A 22,964-nucleotide genomic window follows, 5' to 3' on the forward strand; every position below is an offset into this window, starting at 1 on the left:
ATACTGCAGCAAGCGCGCCGACAAAACCGAAAACCTAGAGTGTTTGGATCACTACACACCTTTGGCAAGACGGGCGCGCACCACCGGCAAATACCGCCGACTAATTTGCGGCCCCTCGGCGACACCCTGTAATTTGACCCGATATCCGGTCACGCCGTGACGCTCAATACCCTGTAAATACTGCAGGGCAACCAGGGCATTGCGGTGAATGCGCAAAAACTGGCTAGCAAATTCTTGCTCAAGCTCCCGCAAGCTATCATCGATAAGCAGCTCACCACCAGGGTGCACTGCGCAAACGTATTTATGATCGGCGTGAAAATAACGCACTGCCGACACCGCCAACAAACTAATACCCTGCGGCCCGGTTGACGATAACTGACTGCGCTGAGCTGGCGCTTCCAACTCGGCAAGCGCGGTAATTTGGGCTTTGTTGAGCCGCGACAAACGACCAAACACCGCAGCCAATTTATCGCGTTGAATAGGTTTTAATAGGTAGCCCACGGCCTGCGCGTCGAATGCGGCGATCGCGTATTCATCATAGGCGGTGCAAAAAACAATCGCCGGTGACGACTCTCGCTCGGCTAATTCACACGCGAGCTCAATACCACTTTTACCCGGCATGGAAATATCCAACAGCAGCACATCTGGTTGGCTGCGTGCTATCTCGGCCAGCGCCTGCTCGGCATTGGCGGCCTCGCCAAGCAGCTCAATATTGCCAAGCTCTGTTAATAGCCGTGCAGCGCGATCCCGCGCCAAGGGCTCATCGTCAACAATTAAAACTTTCACAGCGAGTGACCCGGACTGAATTTTTTAATTGGGAACACTAAGTTCACCCGGTAATAACCCTCTGACAACTGGCACTTAAAACTAGCCTCGTCACCAAATAGGGTTTGTAAACGAAGGCGAACATTGTCGCTGGCCATGCCATTGCCCACCCCCAAGTCAGAGGATACTAACACCGGGTTTTGTATTTCGATATTGATCATGCCGTCGCTGGCGACAGCTCTTATGGTCACGACGCCACCGGCTTGCAGCAGCTGAATACCGTGGGCGATAGCGTTTTCTATTAAGGGTTGCAGCAACAGCGATGGTACGGCCACATCATCGTCTATGCCGGTATCTTGCCAGTCTACTTGGAGCCGATCTGCTAGGCGCGCACGCTCAATGCGCAAGTAGCGCTCACACAAGTCGCGCTCATCAGCCCAGCGCACTACACTCATCCCACTCTGTAAGTTTGCTCGAAATAGCGCAGCCAAATCCTCCACCGCCTGCTCAGCTTTTTCCGGCGCGGCACTGATTAAACTACTGATGCTATTTAAAGTATTAAACAGAAAGTGCGGACGAATTCTGGCATGCAGCGCTTCTAGGCGGGCATATAAGCTGCTTTGCTCACGCAGACGGTATTGCAAACTTAAATAGGCGTAACGCATACCTACACCTAGCAACACACTGGCGACCACCAGTGTATCCGCCAAGGCCCAGCCATCCAGCAGCCAAACATTGTCCCGCAAACCGCCATTGGCAAACCATTGACCCAGCACGGTCACGCAGGCAACCCAAGCCAGACACACCATAAAACTAATGCCGGCGGCGACGGCAGCACTCATGTTAGTAAATACCGATTTTAGCGACTGCAAAATCGCCGCTGCCCCCAGCACACACCAAATGGTGAACATGCCGGACATCCCTAGCAATACCCAATCAAAATTCTGCAAACCAGACTTTAACAGGGTAAACATAATGGCGAGCAAAGATGCCAACAACACCATTAGCAGCAACGCATAGGGGCTGGACAAATTGCCAATAAACGACAACTGCGGCTCTTGTTGCTGCTCACGCGTGGTTCGCTGAGAATTAAGCTGCGCTTTGCTTTGCCAACGCGACACGATACTCACCCTAGAAATATTTTATAAAGCATAGCAGGCTGGTGGCAGAGCGGATACGACTAGCAGGACTGACCATCGCGGCATTAACCATCAGCACCTTCGCCAATGTAGAAGCGCGATTCAGACTAAAACTGTTATAATGGCGGCCTTTTAAGCAGTGGCTGGCAAACACACCCACGCTAAGCCAATCAGCAAAATAGGAACACAAGGCAATGAGTGATAAAGAACCGAGCATCAAACCCTGGGGCGGCCGCTTCAGCGAAGCCACTGACCAATTTGTGGAGCGCTTCACGGCCTCGGTCAGCTTTGATCAACGCCTTTATCACCACGACATAAACGGTTCATTAGCCCATGCGGCAATGCTAGAAAAAGTAGGGGTATTAACCACCGAGGAAGTTGCGGAAATTCAGCGCGGCCTAGAAGAGATTCGCGCTGAAATACTGGCTGGCACCTTTGAGTGGTCAGTCAGCCTTGAAGACGTGCATATGAATATTGAGGCACGTCTGACCGATAAAATCGGCATTACCGGCAAAAAGCTCCACACCGGCCGCTCGCGCAACGACCAAGTCGCGACCGATATTCGTTTGTATGTGCGCGACGAATTAGTGCTTATTTGCACAGAGTTAAGCCGTTTGCAGCTGGGACTGATCAATCTTGCCAGACGCGAAGCCAATACCATCATGCCCGGCTTCACCCATTTGCAGACTGCCCAGCCGGTCACCTTCGGCCACCACATGCTGGCCTGGAACGAAATGCTGGAACGCGACTACAGTCGCTTTCAAGACTGCGGCGCACGCTTGAACCAGTGCCCACTGGGCGCAGCCGCACTGGCGGGAACCACCTATCCAATCGATCGGCACTACAGCGCTGAATTACTCGGCTTTGACCGCCCCACTGAAAACTCGCTGGATTCGGTCAGTGACCGCGACTTCGCCATTGAATTTGCAGCCGCCGCTAGCCTGCTAATGACGCATATGTCGCGCTTCAGCGAAGAGTTGGTGTTATGGACCTCAGCGCAATTTAAATTTATCGAGCTGCCCGACCGTTTCTGCACTGGTTCATCGATTATGCCGCAGAAGAAAAATCCCGATGTGCCAGAATTAGTGCGCGGTAAAGTGGGCCGCGTTAATGGTCATCTTGTCAGCCTATTAACCCTGATGAAATCGCAGCCGCTGGCCTACAACAAAGACAATCAGGAAGACAAAGAACCGCTATTCGATATTATCGACACGGTCAAAGACTGCCTAAAAGCCTACGCCGATATGGTGCCCGCAATCACCGTCAATAGCGATGTCACCCGTGAAGCAGCGATGCGCGGATTTTCCACCGCAACCGATTTAGCTGATTATCTGGTGCGCAAAGGCCTGCCTTTTCGCGACGCTCACGAAGTGGTCGGCAAGTCAGTTGCCTATGGCATTGCCGAGAATAAAGATCTGTCAGAAATGACACTGGATGAATTACACACTTTCAGCACCGATATAGACGCCGATGTCTTTGATGTTCTCACCCTAGAAGGTTCGGTCAACGCCCGCGACCACATTGGTGGTACCGCGCCTAAGCAAGTGCTAGCCGCCGCTGATCGAGCGCAAAACCGGCTGACGGAACGCGCATAATAACCCTCAGTCCGCTGACGCACTTTGCGTCGGCGGATGATTGCCCTCAGCGCCATCGTATTTATTCTCGCAAAAGAATGCTTGTCCACTGATCAAGCCTTACATTATTGTTCGTATACCACCTCGCTTAACGAATACTACATACCTTGAAGTTAATCACGGAGTACTGTCTTGATAAGCGCAAAACACAAACTGCTGCTAGGCGTGGCGATGGCAAGTTTACTTATTGCATGCAGCCCTGCAGACACCCCCGCTGCTGGCGGCAGACCAGCGCCCGCGGTAAAAGTAAGCACCCTAGCCACTGAAGTTGTGCAAAAACGCGTACAAGCCTTGGGTACTTTGCTAGCGCAAGAATCGATTGATATCAGCAGCAATGTCACCGAAAAAATCACCGCGCTCCATTTTGATGATGGCGACAGTGTCACCAAGGGGCAATTGCTAGTGACTCTGCAGCAAGATGAAGAAGCGGCGCAGCTCAGCTCTGCCCGCGCGGACTTAGCCGAGCAAGAACGCGAGTTGGCGCGCCTAGAGGGCCTGCTTGCCAGTCAATCTGCGGCTCAAACCGAATATGATCAACGTCAAACAGCCAAGCTCCGAGCCCAGAGTAAAATTGCCGAGATTCAGGCCTTACTTGCAGAGCGCACTATTCGCGCCCCGTTTAGCGGTGTTATTGGCCTGCGCCAACTTAGCCCGGGTGCCCTAGTTAGTCCTGGCACCAGCATCACCACCCTGGATGATCTGAGCGTAATGCGCCTGGACTTTCAACTGCCCAGCCTGAGTATCAAGGCCATTGCCCCAGGCCAAAGGATCGTTGCGCACAGCGACGCCTTAAACGACGACTTTGACGCCACTATTTCTGCCGTTGCCAGCCGCGTAAATCCGATTGATCGCAGCATCACCGCCCGCGCACTAATAAAAAACCCAGATCAAAAATTGAAACCCGGTATGTTGATGCTGGTATCGATTACCACCAGTGAGTACGACGCCATTATGGCACCTGAATCGGCACTGCAAAGCGTTCAGCTGCAGCACTACCTTTGGATTATGAACGCCGACCAAAAGGCCGAGCGCCGGCAAGTGGAGCTGGGGATTCGCAAACCGGGCTTTGTTGAAATTCGCAGTGGCGTAAGCGTCGGCGAGCAACTTATTTACGAAGGATTTGCCTCCCTTCAAGCCGGTAGCACTGTCGCGCCACAGGAAGGTTAAAGTATGCTTCTCTCCGATACCGCGATAAAGCGACCCGTATTCGCTGTAGTCATTAGTCTTTTATTAGTGGCATTTGGGCTGCTAGCCTTTGAGCGCCTGCCACTGCGTGAATACCCTGATATTGATCCCCCCGTGGTATCGGTGCGCACCGTTTACGTCGGCGCATCGGCCGAGGTCATCGAGTCCAGAGTTACCCAAATTATTGAAGACCGTATCGCCGGTATTGAAGGCATAAAAACCATTAACTCCACCAGTCTCGATGGTTTCTCCTCTATCAGTATCGAGTTCAAATTAACGAGGGATATCGACGCTGCCGCCAATGATGTGCGTGATCGAGTATCAGGCGCGCTGGCCGAGTTACCAGAAGAGGCCGATCCGCCAGAGGTACAAAAGAGTGACGCCGACGAACAAGTCATCATGTGGCAAAACTTAACGTCGGACACCCTCAGCGTATTAGCCTTGGCCGATTACGCCCAGCGCCACATTGTCGATCGCTTTGCGGTACTCGATGGCGTTGCGCGGGTGCGTATTAGCGGCGGCCCAGAATATGCCATGCGCATTTGGCTGGATCGAGAGTCCCTTGCCGCAAGACAGCTGACCGTGAGCGATATAGAAGATGCCCTACGACGAGAAAACGTCGAGCTTCCCGCCGGCACTTTAAAATCCATAGACCGAGATTTTGTGGTAAAGATTAATCGCCACTTTCTCACCCCAAGTGACTTTGAGGCTTTGGTGGTAAAGCGTGACGAGCAAGGCTATCTCACTAAGCTCAGTGACGTTGCTAGGGTTGAGCTCGGCGCCGCCGAGCACCGTCAATATTTCCAAGGCAACGGCGTGCCTATGGTCGGCATAGGCATAGTAAAACAAAGTGTTTCCAATACCCTTGCCGTCGCCGACGCTGTTCGCGCCGAAGCGGAGAAAATTCGCAAAACCCTGCCCGAGGGCATTCAGCTGCACCCCAGTTACGACAGCTCGGTTTTCATCGCCCAAGCCATCTCCGAGGTGTACAGCACGCTGTTCATCGCCGCCGCGCTAGTGGTGTTAGTGATATTTTTATTCCTAGGCGATTTCCGCGCCATGCTGGTTCCCGCAGTGACGGTACCCGTGTCACTTATCGCAACGTTTACCGTATTGTATGCACTGGGTTATACCGTCAACTTGCTCACTCTACTAGCTCTGGTATTGGCCATAGGACTGGTTGTTGATGACAGCATTGTGGTGCTCGAAAACATTCATCGCCGCCTACTTAGCGGCGAACCGCCCTTGGTGGCAGCCTATCGCGGTAGTCGCCAAGTTGGCTTTGCCGTTATCGCGACCACCGCCGTACTGATTGCGGTTTTTGTCCCCATCAGTTTCTTAGAGGGCGATGTCGGACGTTTATTCGGTGAATTTGCCGTCGCGATGGCTGTCGCGGTGTTTTTCTCCAGCATTGTCGCACTTACCTTATCACCCGTTATTTGTTCCAAGGTATTGAAACGTGATGCCATGCATGGCGGTCTCGCTACCTTTGTCGAAAACCTGCTCCACCGCATGGAGACTCGCTACGGCAAGATATTAGCTAGCAGCATGAAACATCCGATCTTGTCGGCATTGGCATTGGTAATGACCGTGGGTGCCTGCGTCTTTTTCCTCCAAAAAGTACCTGCCGAATTCGCGCCCAAGGAAGACCGCGGTGTGGTATTTATGATTATTCGCGGCCCTGAAGGTGCCTCTTTCAATTACGTGACCAAACATCTAGCAGAGGTTGAACAGCGGCTCATGCCCATGGTAGACGCCGGCACGATCAATAGACTGTTACTGCGCGCGCCCGGTGGCCGCGGTGGCGCCGACGTTTACAACCAAGCCGTCGGTATTTTGGTGTTAACCCCCTGGGCAGAGCGTGAGCCTATCGCCAAGGTGGTCGGCGAAATACGACAGCGGCTTGCAGGCTTTACAGCCTTAAGCGTTTTTCCAATTACTCCCCAGTCACTAGGTGGTGGATTCAGTAAACCGCTGGAGTTTGTTATTGGTGGCAGCAGCTATGAAGAACTCGCCGAATGGTCTGATCTAATAGTCAAAGAAGCGAAATCAAATCCCGGCCTGCTAGGTGTCGACAGCGATTTCCGCCAAACCAAACCACAGCTAGCCGTCACGATTAATCGAGACCGGGCCGCCACCCTCGGCGTTAACGCCAGTGAGATCAATCGCAGCTTAGAGACTCTTTTGGGCTCGCGAAAAGTGACGACGTTTATGATGGGGGGCGAAGAGTACGACGTCATTGTCGAAGGTGAGCCCGACGCTCAACGCAGCCCACAAGACTTAAGTAATATTTATGTGCGCTCGGAGACCAGCGGTAATCTCATTCCCCTTGGCAATCTGGTGACCTTGCAAGAGCGCGGAGATGCTGCAGAGTTAAATCGCTATAATCGCGTGCGCGCTATCACCATCGACGCCAACCTCGCAGAGGGTTACTCACTGGGCGAGGCGCTCAGCTACTTTGAAAATCTGGTCGCCGACAAGCTCCCCGACGCCACCGTTGATTACAAGGGGGAATCGCTGGATTATCACGAATCTGGCAATTCGGTTTACTTCACTTTCGCCCTGGCACTGCTGGTGGTCTATTTGGTACTTGCCGCCCAATTCGAAAGCTTTATTCATCCCTTCATTATTTTGCTAAGCGTGCCGCTAGCGGTAGCCGGCGCTTTAATCGGTCTTTATCTGACCGACCAAAGTCTGAATATTTACAGCCAAATTGCGCTTATTATGCTGGTGGGCTTGGCGGCTAAGAACGGTATCTTACTAGTGGAATTTGCCAACCAGTTACGCGACCAAGGCTTGGAATTCGATCAGGCGATATTGCAATCGGCTCAGCAAAGACTGCGGCCCATCGCGATGACAGCTATCACCACCATTATGGGCGCGGTGCCGCTGATACTCTCTTCCGGACCGGGCAGTGAATCTCGTTACGTCATCGGCATTGTGGTGGCGTTTGGTGTTAGCTCCGCCACAATATTAACGCTATTTGTTATACCCATGGCTTATCGACTACTAGCAAGAAACAGCAAATCACCCCTCACCGTCACACGACAATTAGAGGCTCAGCTTGCTGTGAATGAGGACAAAGAAAAGTACTCCTAATGTGGTCAAGGTGTACTAGGAAGAACGGACACGTTCCTTTTCTGGCAGACTGTAGGCCGACTTGACGTCCAAGAGACGGACCTCATTGAACAAATGATGGGCGGCGGTGTACTCAGTGAGTGCATCTGCCGCTAGTAAAATAGCCGCTGCCGTCCATGTTGGACGCTCATCTGGCCATAGCAAATCTTCAACAAACTGATAACCCGTCCAGTATTCGCCATTGCTGTCGCGCCACTGGTGCAACCAGCTATACACCATCACCGCGCGGGCATGATCGCCTGCCGCCAATAATGCCATTGTCAGTTCACAGGATTCCGCTACGGTTACCCAGGGCTCATCTGACACGCAGCGACACCCTAAGCCTTGTTCAACAAACTCATCCCAGCGCTTTTGCAAATGCGCACTTGCTTTGGTGGTCGGCACCGCGCCGGTCAAGACCGGATAAAACCAGTCCATGGAATAGCGCGCCTTGCTCTCCCAAGTACGATCAAAGCGCTCAGGCTTATTACGCAAAGCCTCACCGAGAGCCGCCCTTGCCTCACGCCAATCAGAGCGCGGATCACCGATCACGACCGAGATATTCACGGCGCATTCGAGGCTTTTGTATATTGAGGAACATCCGGTAATTAATGCGTCAACCATTGGCTGGCCATGAGCATCAACCGCCCAGTTTATTTCGCCGTGGCGAGACTGCTGAGCCAGCACAAAGCCAATTGCGCGCCGAACACAGGGCCACATTTCACGCAAAAATGGCCGGTTTTCAGTGATTAGATAGTGATGCCAAACGCCGGTAGCAATATAGGCAACAAAGTTAGTTTCGCGTCGTTCACGATTATCAACTTCCCCGCCACGATAGGCCGCCCACCAACTACCATCTTCCAATTGGGCGTTTTTAAGCCAGCGGTAGGCATTTTCTGCAGCAGCGTATTCTCCACCAATACTTAAACCCATGGCCGATTCCACGTGATCCCAGGGATCACAGTGGCCACCATCAAACCAGGGGATACTGCCATCAGCTTGTTGAGCACGCAGCAAAAACTCCACCGTCGGTTTAAAAAACTCTTGTGGGAAGAGGCCTTTGCTTAAAAACAGTCCGCTCATGCCACCTTAGCCTTTTCAAAATACATCACAACTGATTTACCCAACACTGGATTCAAGCTTGCTTCTAAGGTTCTGGTAAATAAAGGTCTATCCATTAAATCCCACACTAAAAACCGATGGTATTGCTTAATGGCAACATTAGAGTCCTGGTTTTTCCAAAACGCGCACTTCAACCACCAATAGGGGGAATGCAAAGCGTGTGCCCAATGGCGGCGGTAAAAACGAAAACCCAAATCCTGTATTTGTTTCCGTAATTCACTGGCCTTAAATATACGCAGATGGCCGCCCTCGACCTTGTGATAAGCCTCGCTCAACGCCCAGCATATTTTTTCTGGCCACGCTCTGGGGACGCTGGCGCAAAACAAACCACCGGGTTTTAGCACCCGCTCAATTTCTTTCAATACCGCCTGGTAGTCGGGGATATGCTCTAAGACTTCAGAGCAAATAATTTTATCGAAGGTATTGTCCGCAAACGGCAGCTGCATGGCATCGCCGTTGGCCAGACCAAAGGCTTTTTCTGCTTGGCCGTCGCCTTTAAAATCTGCGAAACGACTTTGCGCCGTTTGCAAATCACCCAAACACAGATCAACACCAATAGCGGTTACGTCCGCCTCAACATAGGCCGAGATAACATGACGGCCTTCGCCGCAGCCCAGATCTAAAACTTTATCACCCCGATTTAACTCGAAATGACGAAAATCAACCGTTTTCACGTTGTATCACCTGCCAGTAGTAGTTCGTCATTTGCTGCGCTGCCCGCGTCCAACAAAATAGTTCTTCAATTCTTGCGCGACCGGCCGCTGCCAGTTCATCACGCCATGCTGGCGACGCCAATAAGGTATCTAATACCTCGGCAATGGCCTTGCTATCGCGAATAGGCACCTGAATCGCCGCATCGCCAACCACTTCAGGTAAGGCGCCACCATCGGTAGAAATTAATGCCGTGCCACACGCCATAGCTTCTCCAGCCGGCAAGCCGAAACCTTCATAAATAGAGGGCACAACCACCACCGAGGCTTCGTTATAGTATTTCACCAGGTCTTCAGTGCTGATACCGCTCACCGCGCGAATGTGTTTGCTCAGGCCTAATTCGCGGATAAGGCGACCGCTTTCACCGTCTTCTTTGGGTGTACCGACTAATAACAGTTCGAGATCAGGGTAACGCGGCACCACCGCCGCCACCGCTTCAAGTAAATAGCGCATACCCTTTAGCGGTTGATCCGACGACACCGTAGCCATAATGCGATTGGGGTTTTTTACGATATGCTCCAAAGGTCGAAACTCTTCGGTATCAATACCATTATGCACCAAGCTAATGCCCGCGGGCTGAATATCGAAGGCGGCGGCAATGTCAGTTCGAGATCGCTCCGACACCGTCACCACATGATGAAGCTCGCGGGCGACTCTGCGCTGCATAATCAAAAAGCTGTGCCAGCGGCGAATCATCAAGCGTTCCATCCAGCTCTTGGCGGCACTCAGCGCAATACTCATATCGCTGGTTATCGGGTGGTGAATCGTTGTAATAAGCGGAAAACCCTGCTTTTGAAGATCTAACATGCCGTAACTCAGGCACTGGTTATCATGGATAATGTCGTAATGACGACCGTGTTGTTTCAGGTATTTAAGCACCCGTCGGCCAAAGCAGTAGGGCTCAGAAAACGCACCGGTTAGCTTGCCAGTCCATTCATATATATTGGTGAGCGAGCGAAGATGATGGGGGCGAATTGAACCCAAGCCGGTTTCAAATAAATTCATCCCCGGCATTTTGATCAAGTTAACCCGCGGATCAAGATGCGGATAGGGCTGCCCCGAAATCACGTCGACTTGATGACCCGCTTCAACTAAGGCCTTACTTAGATACTTAAGGTAAATTCCCTGACCACCTCCATAGGGCGCGCTACGGTAGCCCAATAAGCACACCCTCAAGGCGCGCCGCGGTCTAGCATCGCTCAATGGGGTTACGCTGGCTTTAACCGGTTCAATAGGTGAGGGGCTGGCGATAGTAGCTGGATCTGACGGCATAAGACGAGGTCGCTGTTATTCGGATTACTGTTGTTCGGACAAATACCGTGGAATTCTCCTCAGCCTGGAAACCTGTTAAGGCTGCCGAGGTCAAACCACGCGTCATTTGAATGCCGCGAAGCCGAAATAGGATGAATGCCGCTCGTGTAGTAACAGGATTCTAACCACGAGGTGAGGAGAAATCCACCTGCGATTTTTAGCGATGCCCTAATCTGGCATTAAGACTTTGTCATGTTAAACTCGCAAACGCCCCAAATTCGCCCATAGAGAATAAGCCACTCATGCGTATAAACGCTATTTTTAGCACGTTATTTTGTCTGAGCCTCACCGCGGTTGCACTTAACGGCTGCGCCAGTGGGCCGACAAAAAAATCGCCTAGGGGCGCATTTGAAACCACAATAAAGGCCGGTGATATTCGCCTGTTTAGCTACAGCCAACCCCTATTTCGAGAAAGAGCCCGGCCGATAACGTCCGCCAATAGTCGAGAAGACGGCACCAGTAAACCGCGCGAAGACAGTGAATCACAACTAAGAAGAACCGTACGCGACCTTGAACAAGATCCGCGACTCGCAGAGTACTGCCCAGCTGGCTACACCTTGATTGAGCAATACGCGGTATTAAACGACGTGGTCATCCGCGGAGAATGCAGATACCAGCAAGAACAAAGTAAACAATAAGCGCCGCAACAATAACCGCCACGGCGCCTTATACAGAGCACTTAACTAATTGGTGTCAACCACTCGGGGAACTCTTCACGACGCCCCTTCACTTGATCGAAATACATATTTTGCAGCAAGTTAGTCACCGGCCCACGTGAACCCGACCCAATTTTTCGGCCATCTAATTCACGAATCGGCAGTACTTCCGCCGCGGTACCAGTAAAGAAAGCCTCATCTGCGATATAAATTTCATCGCGGGTGATGCGCTTCTCTTCCACCGTCAAACCCAGCTCCTTGGCAAATTCGAAAATGGTGTTACGAGTAATACCATCTAAGCAGCTCGTTAGCTCAGGGGTGTACAGTTTGCCATTGCGAACAATAAAGATATTCTCGCCACTGCCTTCTGCCACATAGCCTTCATTATCCAGCAACAGCGCTTCTTCACAGCCGCTGTCTAACGCTTCGCGCAAGGCCAGCATCGAGTTAATGTAGTGACCGTTGGCCTTCGCCTTACACATTGAAATATTGACGTGGTGGCGGGTATAAGACGAGCACCGCACTTTAATGCCCTTGTCGCGAGCCTCAGGGCTCATATAGCTAGGCCAATCCCATGCGGCAACAATGACATGCATTTTTAGGTTGTCGGCGCGCAGCCCCATGCCCTCTGAGCCGTAGAAACACATTGGCCGCAGGTAAGCTTCATCTAAACCATTTTCACGGACAACAGCGCGCTGCGCTTCATTGACCTGTTCTTTGGTGACACTCATGTCCATACGCATAATATGTGCAGAGCGGAATAAGCGGTCGGTGTGTTCCTGCATGCGGAAAATACAGGTGCCACGGTCTTTGGTTTGATAGGCGCGTACGCCTTCAAAAACACCCATCCCGTAGTGCAGTGTATGAGTCAAAACGTGAACTTTGGCATCGCGCCAAGGAACCATTTCACCGTCGAACCAAATCAGGCCGTCACGATCAGCCATAGACATCGTGTGTTACTCCTCAAAAAAAGGTAAATACCATTATGGAGACAACATCAGTTGCTGCCAGAAACGGCTGACAATTTCCCGCTCGGTACCTAATGCCGTTTCGGCTATCAACCCTTTTTGCTCTTGTAAGCTTAGGCGATGCGCCTGACTGCGGAACGCCTTGTAAGCGTCAATCAGTGTCCGGGTATCCGCTGCCGAAATCAGGCCTTGTTCAGCCAAGGATTCAAGTATGCGAATGTTATCAGTGTAATGAGTAAGCGGTGGGTGCTGTTGTGACCATGCTAAAACGGCATATTGCACCATAAATTCAATATCAACGATACCTCCAGAACCCTGTTTAATATCAAATTCCGCATTTTTATCGCTAGCGGACATAAGATGATCACGCATTTTCTGGCGCATATTTACAACTTCATCTCTCAGCATTGCGATATCACGCGGTTTACAGAGGATCTCCCCCCGCAATGCTTCGAATTTTTGTGCTAATAATGCATCGCCAGCCACCGCCCGCACCCGCACCAAGGCCTGATGCTCCCAAGTCCAAGCTTGGCTGTTTTGATAGTCTTTAAACGCCGTAAACGACGACACCAATAAGCCCGAATTACCCGATGGCCGCAAACGCATATCGACCTCATACAAGGGGCCGAGACGAGTCGCCGCCGTCAAAATATGAATAATACGCTGACCAAGGCGGGTAAAAAACGTGGCGGCGTCCAATGGTCGCTTGCCGTCACTTACATAACTAGACGGCAGATCGTGCATAAACACCAAATCTAGATCTGAGCCATACCCGAGTTCAAGCCCCCCCAGTTTGCCATAAGCCAAAATCACAAAGTGACGCTGATCATCACCTGCCGGCACGGGGCTGCCGTATTTATCAAGTAAGTTCTGCCACGCAACATCTAACACCGCGTCTAAAACCACCTCAGCGATATAAGTTAGGTAATCACTCACTTTCATCAACGGTAAGCTACCCGTCACTTCGGACGCCGCAACACGCAGCACATGGGCCAAACGGAAATGGCGGAGGGCTTCCATTTGCGCTTCCAAATCATCGCTATCAATACGCAATAAGCGCTGCCTAAGCTCGCTGCTCAGACCCGCTTTTTCGGGCACCGAGAACAAGCTATTTGCGTCTAGCAGCTCATCCAGCAGTACTGGCTGAGCTGCTAGCTGCCGCGCGATCCAGGGGCTCGCTTCACACAGCACTACCAAGCGCTTGCGCGCGGCAGGGTTCTCCATTAACAACACTAAATAAGCAGTACGGCGAAGCACCGCTTCAATAAGCGGAATCAAGCGCAGCAAGGTCTCTGCAGGCGAGTCAGCATCGCACAAGTCTTCCAATATAAGCGGCAAAAACTCGTATAAACGATCTCGACTCCTACCCTGCATACGCAATACGCTAGCGCCATTGAGTAACGCAACCAATAGGCGGGCAGCCTCGTCGGCGTCATCAAAGCCAGCTTCCTCCAGCGTTTGCCGCACTAGGTCGCGGTCGAGATCATCGAGCATAGCTCGCCAACGATTCTTGCTCAGATGCTGTTGGTCATCGGGCTCGACCTCTGGCGGGGCAATAACATGGCCAAAATGCGCAGCGACGCGCTGGCGGTGCAGAGCTAAAACATCCTGAAAGGCGGCAACGTCACCGCCAAAACCCATAGCGAAACTTAAGGCAAGCAGCGCGTTGTCGGCATCCGGCAACTGTTGGGTCTGCTCATCGCGCCAAGCTTGAATGGCATGCTCGGTATTTCTTAAAAATTTATACGCCGCCTGCAATTCATCAACCACAGGCTCGGGAAGATAGGCCATGCTTCCAAGCTCAGCAAGAATCACTTGCAACTGTAATGCCTGCAAATTCAGCTCTTGGCCACCACGTATTAATTGAAAACACTGGGCGATAAATTCAATTTCACGAATGCCGCCAGAGCCCAACTTTATATTATCTTGAAGCTGACGCCGCACGACCTCGCGCTGAATCATCAGTTTCATATCGCGCAGCGACTCGACGGCAGAGAAATCCAAATAACGACGATAGACGAAGGGACGCAAGAGCTGAAGCAGGCGGTCGCCCTCTTTAGTATCGCCGGCGATACACCGCGCCTTAATGAGTGCGTAACGCTCCCAGTCACGCCCCTGATCTTGGTAATACTCTTCCAAGGCATCAAAGCTGATGACCAGCGGCCCACTCTGCCCATAGGGCCGCAGACGCATATCTACCCGAAATACAAAGCCATCGGCGGTACGAGCATCTAAGGCCTGAATTAAACGCTGCCCGAGCCGAATGAAGAATGCTTGATTGTCATCGCTGCGCGGACCACCCACGGTGCTGCCCGGCTCGGGATAAGTAAAAATAAGATCAATGTCAGAAGACAGGTTTAACTCCCTGGCCCCCAACTTACCCATGGCAATAACGACCAGCTGTTGCGGAATACCCTCAGCCGAGCGCGGTTCTCCTCGTTCGGCTACTAACTGCTGATGCAAAAATGCCAGTGCCACCTCGACGCAGGCGTCCGCAAGCGCAGATAAATCCCGAACCGTCTCTTCCATCTCGGCCAGACGATTAAGATCGCGCCAGACAATCCGAAGCCAGTGACGATTACGAAAATCTCGCAAGACTGTCGCCAAGTCCTCCGCACTTTCACATTCAGCGCATAACTCGCGCAGCTCTGTATGCCAGGCATCGTCAGGGAGATGTGAGTGGAGCTGCTTATTCAACACAAAATCGGCAAGCCAGGCTGGCTTGCGCAGGCATAACTCTACCAAAGCCGGACTACAGGAAAATGCGACAAGCAATTCCTGGCGGTGCTCAGATTCGACAAATGCACGATACCAATCACGCTGCCCTTGATCGCAACGCTCATACAGACTTTGCCATTGTATTTCGACATCAGCCGCTAAGGCGGGCGGGAGCTCTTGAGCCAAAATATTAAGACTACGATATTGGCTGGGCAGCGGCATTGCTTGATCCTTGATTACTTATTATTAAGCTCAGCCAGTTTGCACCGGCGGCGCTACTCGCAAGACTTCGGCGATGGTGGTTTCACCGCGCGCGACTTTTTGCGCCCCACTCAGCCTAAGGGTACGCATGCCGTTTTTCATGGCCATGCGGCGCAATTTATCCAATTCCACATCATCGGCTATCGCAGCTTGAACCTGGCCCTCAACCGGCAATATTTCGTATATACCCTGCCGGCCATAAAAACCGGTATTGCGACATTCCAAACAACCCGGTGCATGATAAATATGTGCCGGTGGACTGACTTTCCAGGGCGCGGTTAAGGTTGTCCACGCGGTTTCATCGAGCGCCACAGTCTCTTTACAATGTGGGCATAAACTTCTTACTAAGCGCTGCGCCATCACGCCCAGCACCGTGGCACGAATCAAATACGCGGGCACGCCAAGTTCCAGTAAGCGCGTTACTGCCGAGGGGGCATCGTTGGTATGTAGCGTCGAAATAACCAGGTGTCCCGTCAAGGCAGCTTGAATCGCCATCTCGGCGGTTTCTAAATCACGGATCTCACCAATCATGATGATATCCGGGTCTTGCCTGAGCAAGGCGCGCACACCGCCGGCAAAATCCAGATTAATATTGTGCTGTACCTGCATTTGATTAAAGGCGTCTTCCACCATTTCAATCGGGTCTTCAATCGTACAAACATTTACTTCGCTGGTGGCGATCTGTTTCAGGCTAGAGTATAGGGTGGTGGTCTTACCCGAGCCCGTCGGCCCCGTCACTAATACAATCCCGTGGGGAGAGCGGATCATACCGTCCCAGCGCTGGCGGTCTTCACCGCGCAAGCCCAGCTCTTCAAAGCTGCGCAATAGCACTTCGGGGTCGAATATCCGCATCACCATTTTTTCACCGAATGCGGTGGGTAGCGTCGACAGCCTTAACTCGATCTCGTCACCGCCAGCATTTTTGGTTTTTAAGCGCCCATCTTGAGGTCGACGCTTCTCCGCCACATCCATACGACCGAGTATTTTTAAACGGCTCACCACCGCCGTCAGCACCGACGCGGGCAGCTCATAGACGTTGTATAAAACACCATCAATACGAAAGCGAACATTGCCGTGTTCACGGCGCGGCTCTATATGAATGTCACTGGCACGCTGGTCGTAGGCATACTGCAACAACCAGTCGACGATATTAACAACGTGACCATCGTTGGCGTCTAGATCTTTTAAATTGCTGATTTCGAGTAATTGTTCAAGATTGGTATTAGCCTGGCCGCCGCGACGACTGTCACCACTTGCACCGCGCACTGACTTTGCCAGACTGTAAAATTCGACGGTAAAACGGTCTATAGCGTCGGGATCGGCAATTACCCGCCGAATGGGTCGACGCAACACTTGCTGCAAATCCTTTTCCCAGCCGCTAACAAAGGGCTCGCTGCCAGCAATGACCACTTCCTGTGGAGAAACTGCCAAGGCCAATATCCGATGACGCTGTGCAAAGGCATACGACATCACCCCAGTGACCGCCGGTACGTCTATTTTCAAGGGGTCGATACGCTGCGGTAGCTGGTCACAATGCCCCGCCAACCATTCCAGTAGTCGATCCATGCCAAGCACACGTCCGGAGCGGCTGGCATCCGGCAATTGCTCTGCAGCAAGATAATTCAGTACATGCTGGATTCGGTCGCCAATACGCGGTGGATTCGGGCGTACCCGCTTAGCGACGGCAGCGTCCAAGAGCCCGTCGTCCACCAGCTGGCGAATGATTGGGGCCGCGTCAAGTGGGCCGGTTTTACTGAGATTACTGTGCATACTAAACATAAACCCTGTGATGATCATCGACACCATTAATAGCTAGTCACAATAACGTAATAACTCTGTGATTATATAGCTCGGCATTTAATGTCTGGTGAGGCTCAACGGAGGCCAGTATAATCCCGACCACCTAAAAAGAACGCCGTAAGGAGTCGCACCGTGCCCGTAAATTCACTTGGTAGCTTGTTTGGAAAATCTCCATTTGCGCCGATTCAAGAGCATATGCAGCGGGCCCAAGCCTGCGCCGCCGCACTAAAACCCTTCATTCATGCCGCCCAAGAGGGTGATTGGACCAAGGCCCAAGAGGCACATCGACTCATTGTTCACCTTGAAAATGAAGCCGACAAGCTCAAAAAGCAAGTCCGACTGCAATTACCGAGTAATCTTTTTCTTCCCGTCCCGCGTCCAGACTTACTCGACTTGGTAAGAATGCAGGATCGTATTGCCAACTGTAGTAAGGATATTGCCGGGCTGATGCTGGGTCGGAAAATGAAATTTCCTGACTCACTCACCAAACTCATGAGCCAATACGTCGATTTGGCTATTGCTACCTCGGCTCAGGCCATGAAAGCCATTGAAGAACTCGATGAACTACTGGAGACCGGGTTTCGCGGCCGCGAAGTCGCCCTAGTCGAGGTTATGATCGAAGAACTGGATCGTCTGGAGCATTCCGCCGACAATCTTCAAATCGACATACGCGCAGCTTTGTACGCTATTGAAAAAGATCTACCTCCTGTTGACGTCATGTTTCTGTATCAAACTATTAACTTGATCGGTGAACTGTCTGATAGATCACAAAAAGTTGGCTCGCGACTACAAATCGTCATTGCCCGCTAGATTCTGCCTATAATTAAGGAATTACTATGTCAATTATTGCTGAACACGGGCAACTATTGCTAATTTTAGCTTGTTTGTTTGGTTTCTTCATGGCCTGGGGTGTTGGCGCCAACGATGTGGCCAACGCAATGGGAACCTCGGTGGGAGCCAAGGCGCTCACCATCAAACAGGCGATTTTGATCGCAATTGTATTTGAGTTTTGCGGTGCCTATTTGGCTGGCGGTGAGGTCACCGAGACCATTCGCAAGGGCATTATTAATCCAGAATATATCGCTGATAGCCCCGATTTGCTGGTCTTTGGTATGCTGGCCTCCCTGCTCGCCGCTGGAATCTGGTTGTTTGTGGCAAGCATGATGGGCTGGCCGGTGTCTACTACCCACTCGATTGTCGGCGCCTTAGTCGGCTTTGCCGCTGTAGGGATAGACACCGACGCTGTCGCTTGGGGCAAGGTCGGACAGATTGTTGCAAGCTGGGTGGTCTCGCCGGTGCTCGCAGGCACCCTGTCCTTTGGTTTATTCCTCAGCGCCCAACGATTTATTCTTAATGCCCCCGACCCCTTTGCCGCCGCTAAAAAATACATCCCGTATTATCTGTTTTTAGTCGGTTTTATCATCGCCATGGTTACCATGACCAAGGGACTCAAACACATCGGTTTAGGCCTGAACTTCAAAGAATGCATAATACTCTCCGTGGGTATCGGCATATTAGTATCCGGTGTCGGTCAACTTTTTCTGCGTCGCATCAAAGATGTGACGGCAGGCGATGGTCGCTCACGCTTTGCCAGTGTAGAGAGTATGTTTGCGGTACTAATGGTCTTTACGGCCTGCGCGATGGCCTTCGCCCACGGTTCAAACGATGTGGCCAATGCGATCGGTCCAGTAGCGGCTATTGTCAGCGTTATCCAATCTGGCGGTGAAATTGGCGCCAAGTCCGGACTACCAAGCTGGGTATTGCTGATTGGCGCCGGCGGTATTGTTTTCGGCCTAGCAACTTACGGCTTTAAGGTTATAGCCACCATCGGCACCAAAATTACCGAGCTAACGCCTAGCCGCGGCTTTGCCGCTGAACTCGGTGCGGCCTCAACCGTGGTGCTAGCGTCCGGTAGCGGCTTGCCCATTTCGACGACCCATACATTGGTTGGTGCGGTGCTTGGTGTTGGTTTAGCTCGCGGTATTGCCGCCTTAAATCTAAGCGTTATCCGCAATATTTTCATGTCGTGGATCATCACTCTGCCTGCCGGCGCCGGACTATCGATCGTGTTCTTCTTCATCTTCAAAGCAATTTTTAGCTAATCACTAGATCTCCACCCTCGCGCAAACAAATCCACTGGTTTTGTTTGCGCGACTCGCTACAATGGCCCGTTACCAGCGACCTAGCGCGGACTCATCGTGGCAAACTCAAATAGCACTCCCAGTGTTCTGTCTATGATGACAGGGCTTGTTAAACTTCCCTCCGTCAGCTCAACAATGCCGAGCTGTGACATGGGTAATATCCACGTCATTGAACAGCTCGCCGAATGGCTTGAACCTCTGGGTTTTCAGGTCCGCATCCAAACCATTGCCGGCAACAGCAAAAAAGCCAATTTAATTGCCACTCTCGGCAGCGGCAGCGGGGGCCTAGTCTTGGCCGGACATACCGATACCGTGCCGTTTAACGAGTCGCTCTGGCATAGCGATCCCTTTACGCTCACCGAGCGTGACAACAAGCTTTACGGCCTTGGAAGCACTGACATGAAGGGCTTCTTCGCCATTGTCATCGAGGCACTCAAACCCTTCTTAGGCAAGACACTGCGCGCGCCCTTAATTATTTTGGCGACCGCAGATGAAGAAAGCAGCATGGATGGCGCACGCTCACTGGTTCAAGCCGACGTTTCTGGCGCGCGTTATGCCGTGGTCGGCGAACCAACTGGACTTAAACCCATGCGCGCCCACAAGGGCATCGTGATGAAAGGAATTACGGTTACCGGGCGCTCCGGCCACTCGTCAAACCCCTTATTGGGCAACAACGCCATGGACGCCATGCACGAAGTCATGAGCGGGCTCATGGAACTGCGGCAAGAACTGGCGCAGAAATATCAGCATCCCGGCTTTAGCGTGCCCACACCGACGATGAATTTCGGCTGTATTCACGGTGGCGACAACCCAAACCGTATTTGCGGCCAATGTGAACTGCATTTTGATATCCGCACCACCCCGGGGATGAACAACGACGAACTCGACGCCTTAATACAAAAAATACTCACGCCTGTGGCCGAACGTCGCGCTATCAATATTGGTTTACGCGCATTGATGCCCGGCTTAGCGGCCTATGAAGAACCCGCCGATTCAGAGCTCGTTACCCTTGTCGAACAGCTCACCGGGCATACTGCCGGCACCGTCGGCTTCGCGACTGAAGCGCCATTTTTTCAGCAATTAGGCATGCAAACTATTGTGATGGGGCCGGGTTCTATAGACCAAGCCCACCAGCCCGACGAGTATATGGCGCTAGATCAAATACAACCGACAATTGACGTTTTACAGAAAATGATTGAGCGATTTTGTGGCACCCCAATTGTAAATCCCTAAAACCCATCCCCAAGGGATATTGCGCCTCATCACAAGCCGAGATGCCAAGTGAGAATGAAGCACTAGCACATGCCTCATTCTTGTATTGCGCGCCGGTGGTATGACCTTATTTATTAACGTCTACAACCACTCGACCGCGTAAGGTGCCTTCCATCATTTGCGTTGCCACGCCAATGGCATCAGACAGGTTGATGTCTTTCACAATCAGCTCAAGCAAGTTGACATCCAAATCGCGCGCAAGACGCCCCCAAGCCAGCATTCGTGACGCCTTCGGTGCCATCACACTATCGATTCCCAGCAGTGAAACACCGCGCAATATAAAGGGCATGACGGTAGCGGGAAAATCATAGCCCTGCGCCAGGCCGCAGGCGGCAACGGCGCCGCCGTAACGGGTTTGTGCGCAGGCATTTACCAAGGTCTGGCTACCCGCGGCATCAACCACCCCGGCCCAGCGCTCTTTCTGCAAAGGCTTGCCGCGCAAGCCCAGTTCTGCGCGATCAATAACTGAGGTGGCACCAAGCTGTTTGAGATAATCTGCTTCGCTAGCTTTCCCCGTGGCCGCAACCACGTTAAAGCCGGCTTTGGCCAACAAGGCGATAGCAACACTACCTACGCCGCCGGTTGCCGCAGTGACAAGCACTTCACCCTGCTCTGGCTTAACACCCTGCTTGATTAATGCCTCTACACACAGGCTGGCGGTATATCCAGCAGTACCAATCGCCATTGCCTGTCGCGTGGTGAACTCAGAGGGTAGCGCCACCAGCCAATCACCATTCAATCGCGCTTTTTGAGCCAAGCCACCCCAGTGGCCTTCACCGACACCCCAGCCATTCAAGACCACTTTGTCGCCTGTTTTATATTCTGCATGGCTGCTTTCTGACACCACTCCGGCTAAATCAATACCGGGAACCATCGGAAATTTACGCACCACCGGTGAGCTGCCGGTAATTGCCAGCCCGTCTTTATAGTTCATCGTGGAATACTCCACATCGATCGTCACATTGCCCTCGGGTAATTGCGCCTCGTCAATTTGGGCGACCGCAACCGACTGATCAGCTTCGTCTTTATTAATGACAATTCCAGAAAACATAAGCACCTACTCCCCGTTTATTAATTCAAAAATTAGGGCTTACCGACTTACCTCGAAAACAGGCGGCAAACCACTTAACGATAATTTCCGCTCGACATAAGAAAACGACCACTTCCCCAGCAAAAAGGATGACGCGAAGGGGTGAGCTTACCGAGCGACCATACCAAGACCACCATGCAACCGTCGCGGCAATTGCGCAAGGTAGACAAACGTCGCATTCGATCATCACTTGGCCACTATGATGGCTGCTGGATCGACAATATCACCGGTCAATCCAAGCCATTCTGCAGCTGCAGTGTACTTAGTATGTGCAGATTTGGCGGCGAACCCCCACGCCCCTATAAAATGGATTACTATAGCAATGCACGACGACATATTTTCTATCTGTGTAAGGTCTATTAAACAGCTACGCAAATATATTTGGCGTAGCAGAATTCTCACAAATACTATGTTGGAAAAGATGACAAAAGGAAAAATCTACTTTGTTCGCCACGGCCAAACCTACGCCAATATAGACAAAGTGTGGCATGGCCAAACAGATACTGAGCTAAGTCCTGACGGCTACGAACAAACACGTAAGTTAGGTGCCTATTTTTCCAACTATATACACCCAGATGTAATTTACTCTAGCCCTCTTCAGCGCGCTCGTATTACCGCAGAGGCAATCGCAACGTCCTTTGGCTTAACGGTGACTCATGACCCGAGACTGATGGAGCTGGATCTTGGCGACTGGGAAGGGGTGACGTTTGAGTCGCTGAGGCAAGAAGATAATAATGCGATGGCTGAATTAGTGAACAACCCGGATTATTGCTCACCAAACGGCGAGTCCCAAAATGTTGTAAAACTGCGGATGGTGGAAGCAATAGACGATATCACTGCAAAACACCAAAATGAAAATATTATTATTGTCTCCCACGGCGTTGCCATCAGTATTGCTATAGCACATTACTTAGATAACGATACGACTCAATGGCCGAAATACAGTAAAAGTAATACTGCTTTTTCAGAGTTATGCTTAAGCACCAAGCAGCTTTTGCGCTTTAACGAAACCCACCACCTTGAACCATAAGCAGGTTTAGTTATGCCGCTACGCATCGCCAGAAAGCGATAAAT

17 protein-coding genes are annotated in these 22,964 nt (G+C 51.8%); 8 read left to right on the plus strand and 9 right to left on the minus strand.

Annotation, left to right across the window (positions count from 1 at the left end):
* Positions 1 to 51: 51 nt before the first annotated feature.
* Positions 52 to 786, minus strand: a complete 735-nt coding sequence (locus AB4875_RS00820; protein ID WP_368374131.1) for a LytR/AlgR family response regulator transcription factor — start codon at positions 784 to 786, stop codon at positions 52 to 54.
* The gene (locus AB4875_RS00825; protein ID WP_368374132.1) at positions 783 to 1,886 is read right to left on the minus strand and encodes a sensor histidine kinase; all 1,104 of its coding nucleotides are present in this window, start codon (positions 1,884 to 1,886) and stop codon (positions 783 to 785) included. Before AB4875_RS00825 ends, AB4875_RS00820 begins: the two co-directional genes overlap by 4 nt.
* Positions 1,887 to 2,098: 212 nt before the next feature.
* On the opposite strand from AB4875_RS00825, the gene argH reads away from it, so the two are divergent.
* From argH to AB4875_RS00840, 3 genes are all read left to right on the plus strand, one after another.
* A complete protein-coding gene (gene argH / locus AB4875_RS00830) occupies positions 2,099 to 3,499 on the plus strand; it encodes an argininosuccinate lyase (protein WP_368374133.1) in 1,401 nt (466 codons plus the stop codon).
* A gap of 171 nt (positions 3,500 to 3,670) precedes the next feature.
* Positions 3,671 to 4,705, plus strand: a complete 1,035-nt coding sequence (locus AB4875_RS00835) for an efflux RND transporter periplasmic adaptor subunit (protein ID WP_368374134.1) — start codon at positions 3,671 to 3,673, stop codon at positions 4,703 to 4,705.
* Positions 4,706 to 4,708: 3 nt separating this feature from the next.
* Entirely contained in the window at positions 4,709 to 7,822 is a 3,114-nt protein-coding gene (locus tag AB4875_RS00840) for an efflux RND transporter permease subunit (RefSeq protein ID WP_368374135.1), read from the plus strand.
* Positions 7,823 to 7,837: 15 nt separating this feature from the next.
* Here the strand turns inward: AB4875_RS00840 and AB4875_RS00845 are convergent, their stop codons facing one another.
* The 3 genes from AB4875_RS00845 to AB4875_RS00855 are packed head-to-tail and all read right to left on the minus strand — an operon-like array spanning position 7,838 to position 10,945.
* Positions 7,838 to 8,923 carry a prenyltransferase/squalene oxidase repeat-containing protein gene (locus AB4875_RS00845; protein ID WP_368374136.1) on the minus strand — a complete coding sequence of 362 codons (1,086 nt, stop codon included), beginning with the start codon at positions 8,921 to 8,923 and terminating at the stop codon, positions 7,838 to 7,840.
* Positions 8,920 to 9,636, minus strand: coding sequence for a class I SAM-dependent methyltransferase (locus AB4875_RS00850; protein ID WP_368374137.1), 717 nt, complete (start codon positions 9,634 to 9,636; stop codon positions 8,920 to 8,922). Before AB4875_RS00850 ends, AB4875_RS00845 begins: the two co-directional genes overlap by 4 nt.
* Positions 9,623 to 10,945, minus strand: coding sequence for a glycosyltransferase family 4 protein (locus AB4875_RS00855; RefSeq protein WP_368374138.1), 1,323 nt, complete (start codon positions 10,943 to 10,945; stop codon positions 9,623 to 9,625). Before AB4875_RS00855 ends, AB4875_RS00850 begins: the two co-directional genes overlap by 14 nt.
* A 281-nt stretch (positions 10,946 to 11,226) precedes the next feature.
* On the opposite strand from AB4875_RS00855, the gene AB4875_RS00860 reads away from it, so the two are divergent.
* The gene (locus AB4875_RS00860; protein WP_368374139.1) at positions 11,227 to 11,622 is read left to right on the plus strand and encodes a hypothetical protein; all 396 of its coding nucleotides are present in this window, start codon (positions 11,227 to 11,229) and stop codon (positions 11,620 to 11,622) included.
* Between the two features lie 41 nt (positions 11,623 to 11,663).
* Here AB4875_RS00860 and AB4875_RS00865 read toward each other — a convergent pair whose 3' ends face one another.
* The 3 genes from AB4875_RS00865 to tfpB are packed head-to-tail and all read right to left on the minus strand — an operon-like array spanning position 11,664 to position 17,357.
* Positions 11,664 to 12,590 carry a branched-chain amino acid transaminase gene (locus AB4875_RS00865; protein ID WP_368374140.1) on the minus strand — a complete coding sequence of 309 codons (927 nt, stop codon included), beginning with the start codon at positions 12,588 to 12,590 and terminating at the stop codon, positions 11,664 to 11,666.
* A gap of 33 nt (positions 12,591 to 12,623) precedes the next feature.
* A complete protein-coding gene (gene glnE / locus AB4875_RS00870) occupies positions 12,624 to 15,548 on the minus strand; it encodes a bifunctional [glutamate--ammonia ligase]-adenylyl-L-tyrosine phosphorylase/[glutamate--ammonia-ligase] adenylyltransferase (RefSeq protein ID WP_368374141.1) in 2,925 nt (974 codons plus the stop codon).
* A 30-nt stretch (positions 15,549 to 15,578) separates the two neighbouring features.
* Positions 15,579 to 17,357, minus strand: coding sequence for a type IV pilus assembly ATPase TfpB (gene tfpB, locus AB4875_RS00875; RefSeq protein ID WP_368374142.1), 1,779 nt, complete (start codon positions 17,355 to 17,357; stop codon positions 15,579 to 15,581).
* Positions 17,358 to 17,519: 162 nt separating this feature from the next.
* Between tfpB and AB4875_RS00880 the strand changes: the two genes are divergently transcribed.
* The 3 genes from AB4875_RS00880 (at position 17,520) to argE (ending at position 20,761) form a co-directional block, all read left to right on the plus strand.
* Entirely contained in the window at positions 17,520 to 18,197 is a 678-nt protein-coding gene (locus AB4875_RS00880; RefSeq protein ID WP_368374143.1) for a TIGR00153 family protein, read from the plus strand.
* Positions 18,198 to 18,223: 26 nt separating this feature from the next.
* On the plus strand, positions 18,224 to 19,489 hold the full coding sequence (locus tag AB4875_RS00885; protein WP_368374144.1) for an inorganic phosphate transporter: 1,266 nt from the start codon (positions 18,224 to 18,226) through the stop codon (positions 19,487 to 19,489).
* A 96-nt stretch (positions 19,490 to 19,585) separates the two neighbouring features.
* Positions 19,586 to 20,761, plus strand: coding sequence for an acetylornithine deacetylase (argE, locus tag AB4875_RS00890; protein ID WP_368374145.1), 1,176 nt, complete (start codon positions 19,586 to 19,588; stop codon positions 20,759 to 20,761).
* 106 nt (positions 20,762 to 20,867) lie between these two features.
* Here the strand turns inward: argE and acuI are convergent, their stop codons facing one another.
* Positions 20,868 to 21,851, minus strand: coding sequence for an acrylyl-CoA reductase (NADPH) (gene acuI, locus AB4875_RS00895; protein ID WP_368374146.1), 984 nt, complete (start codon positions 21,849 to 21,851; stop codon positions 20,868 to 20,870).
* 460 nt (positions 21,852 to 22,311) lie between these two features.
* Between acuI and AB4875_RS00900 the strand changes: the two genes are divergently transcribed.
* On the plus strand, positions 22,312 to 22,920 hold the full coding sequence (locus tag AB4875_RS00900) for a histidine phosphatase family protein (RefSeq protein WP_368374147.1): 609 nt from the start codon (positions 22,312 to 22,314) through the stop codon (positions 22,918 to 22,920).
* Positions 22,921 to 22,964 lie beyond the last annotated feature (44 nt).

Source organism: Zhongshania sp. R06B22, from assembly GCF_040892595.1.
Lineage (GTDB): Bacteria > Pseudomonadota > Gammaproteobacteria > Pseudomonadales > Spongiibacteraceae > Spongiibacter > Spongiibacter arctica.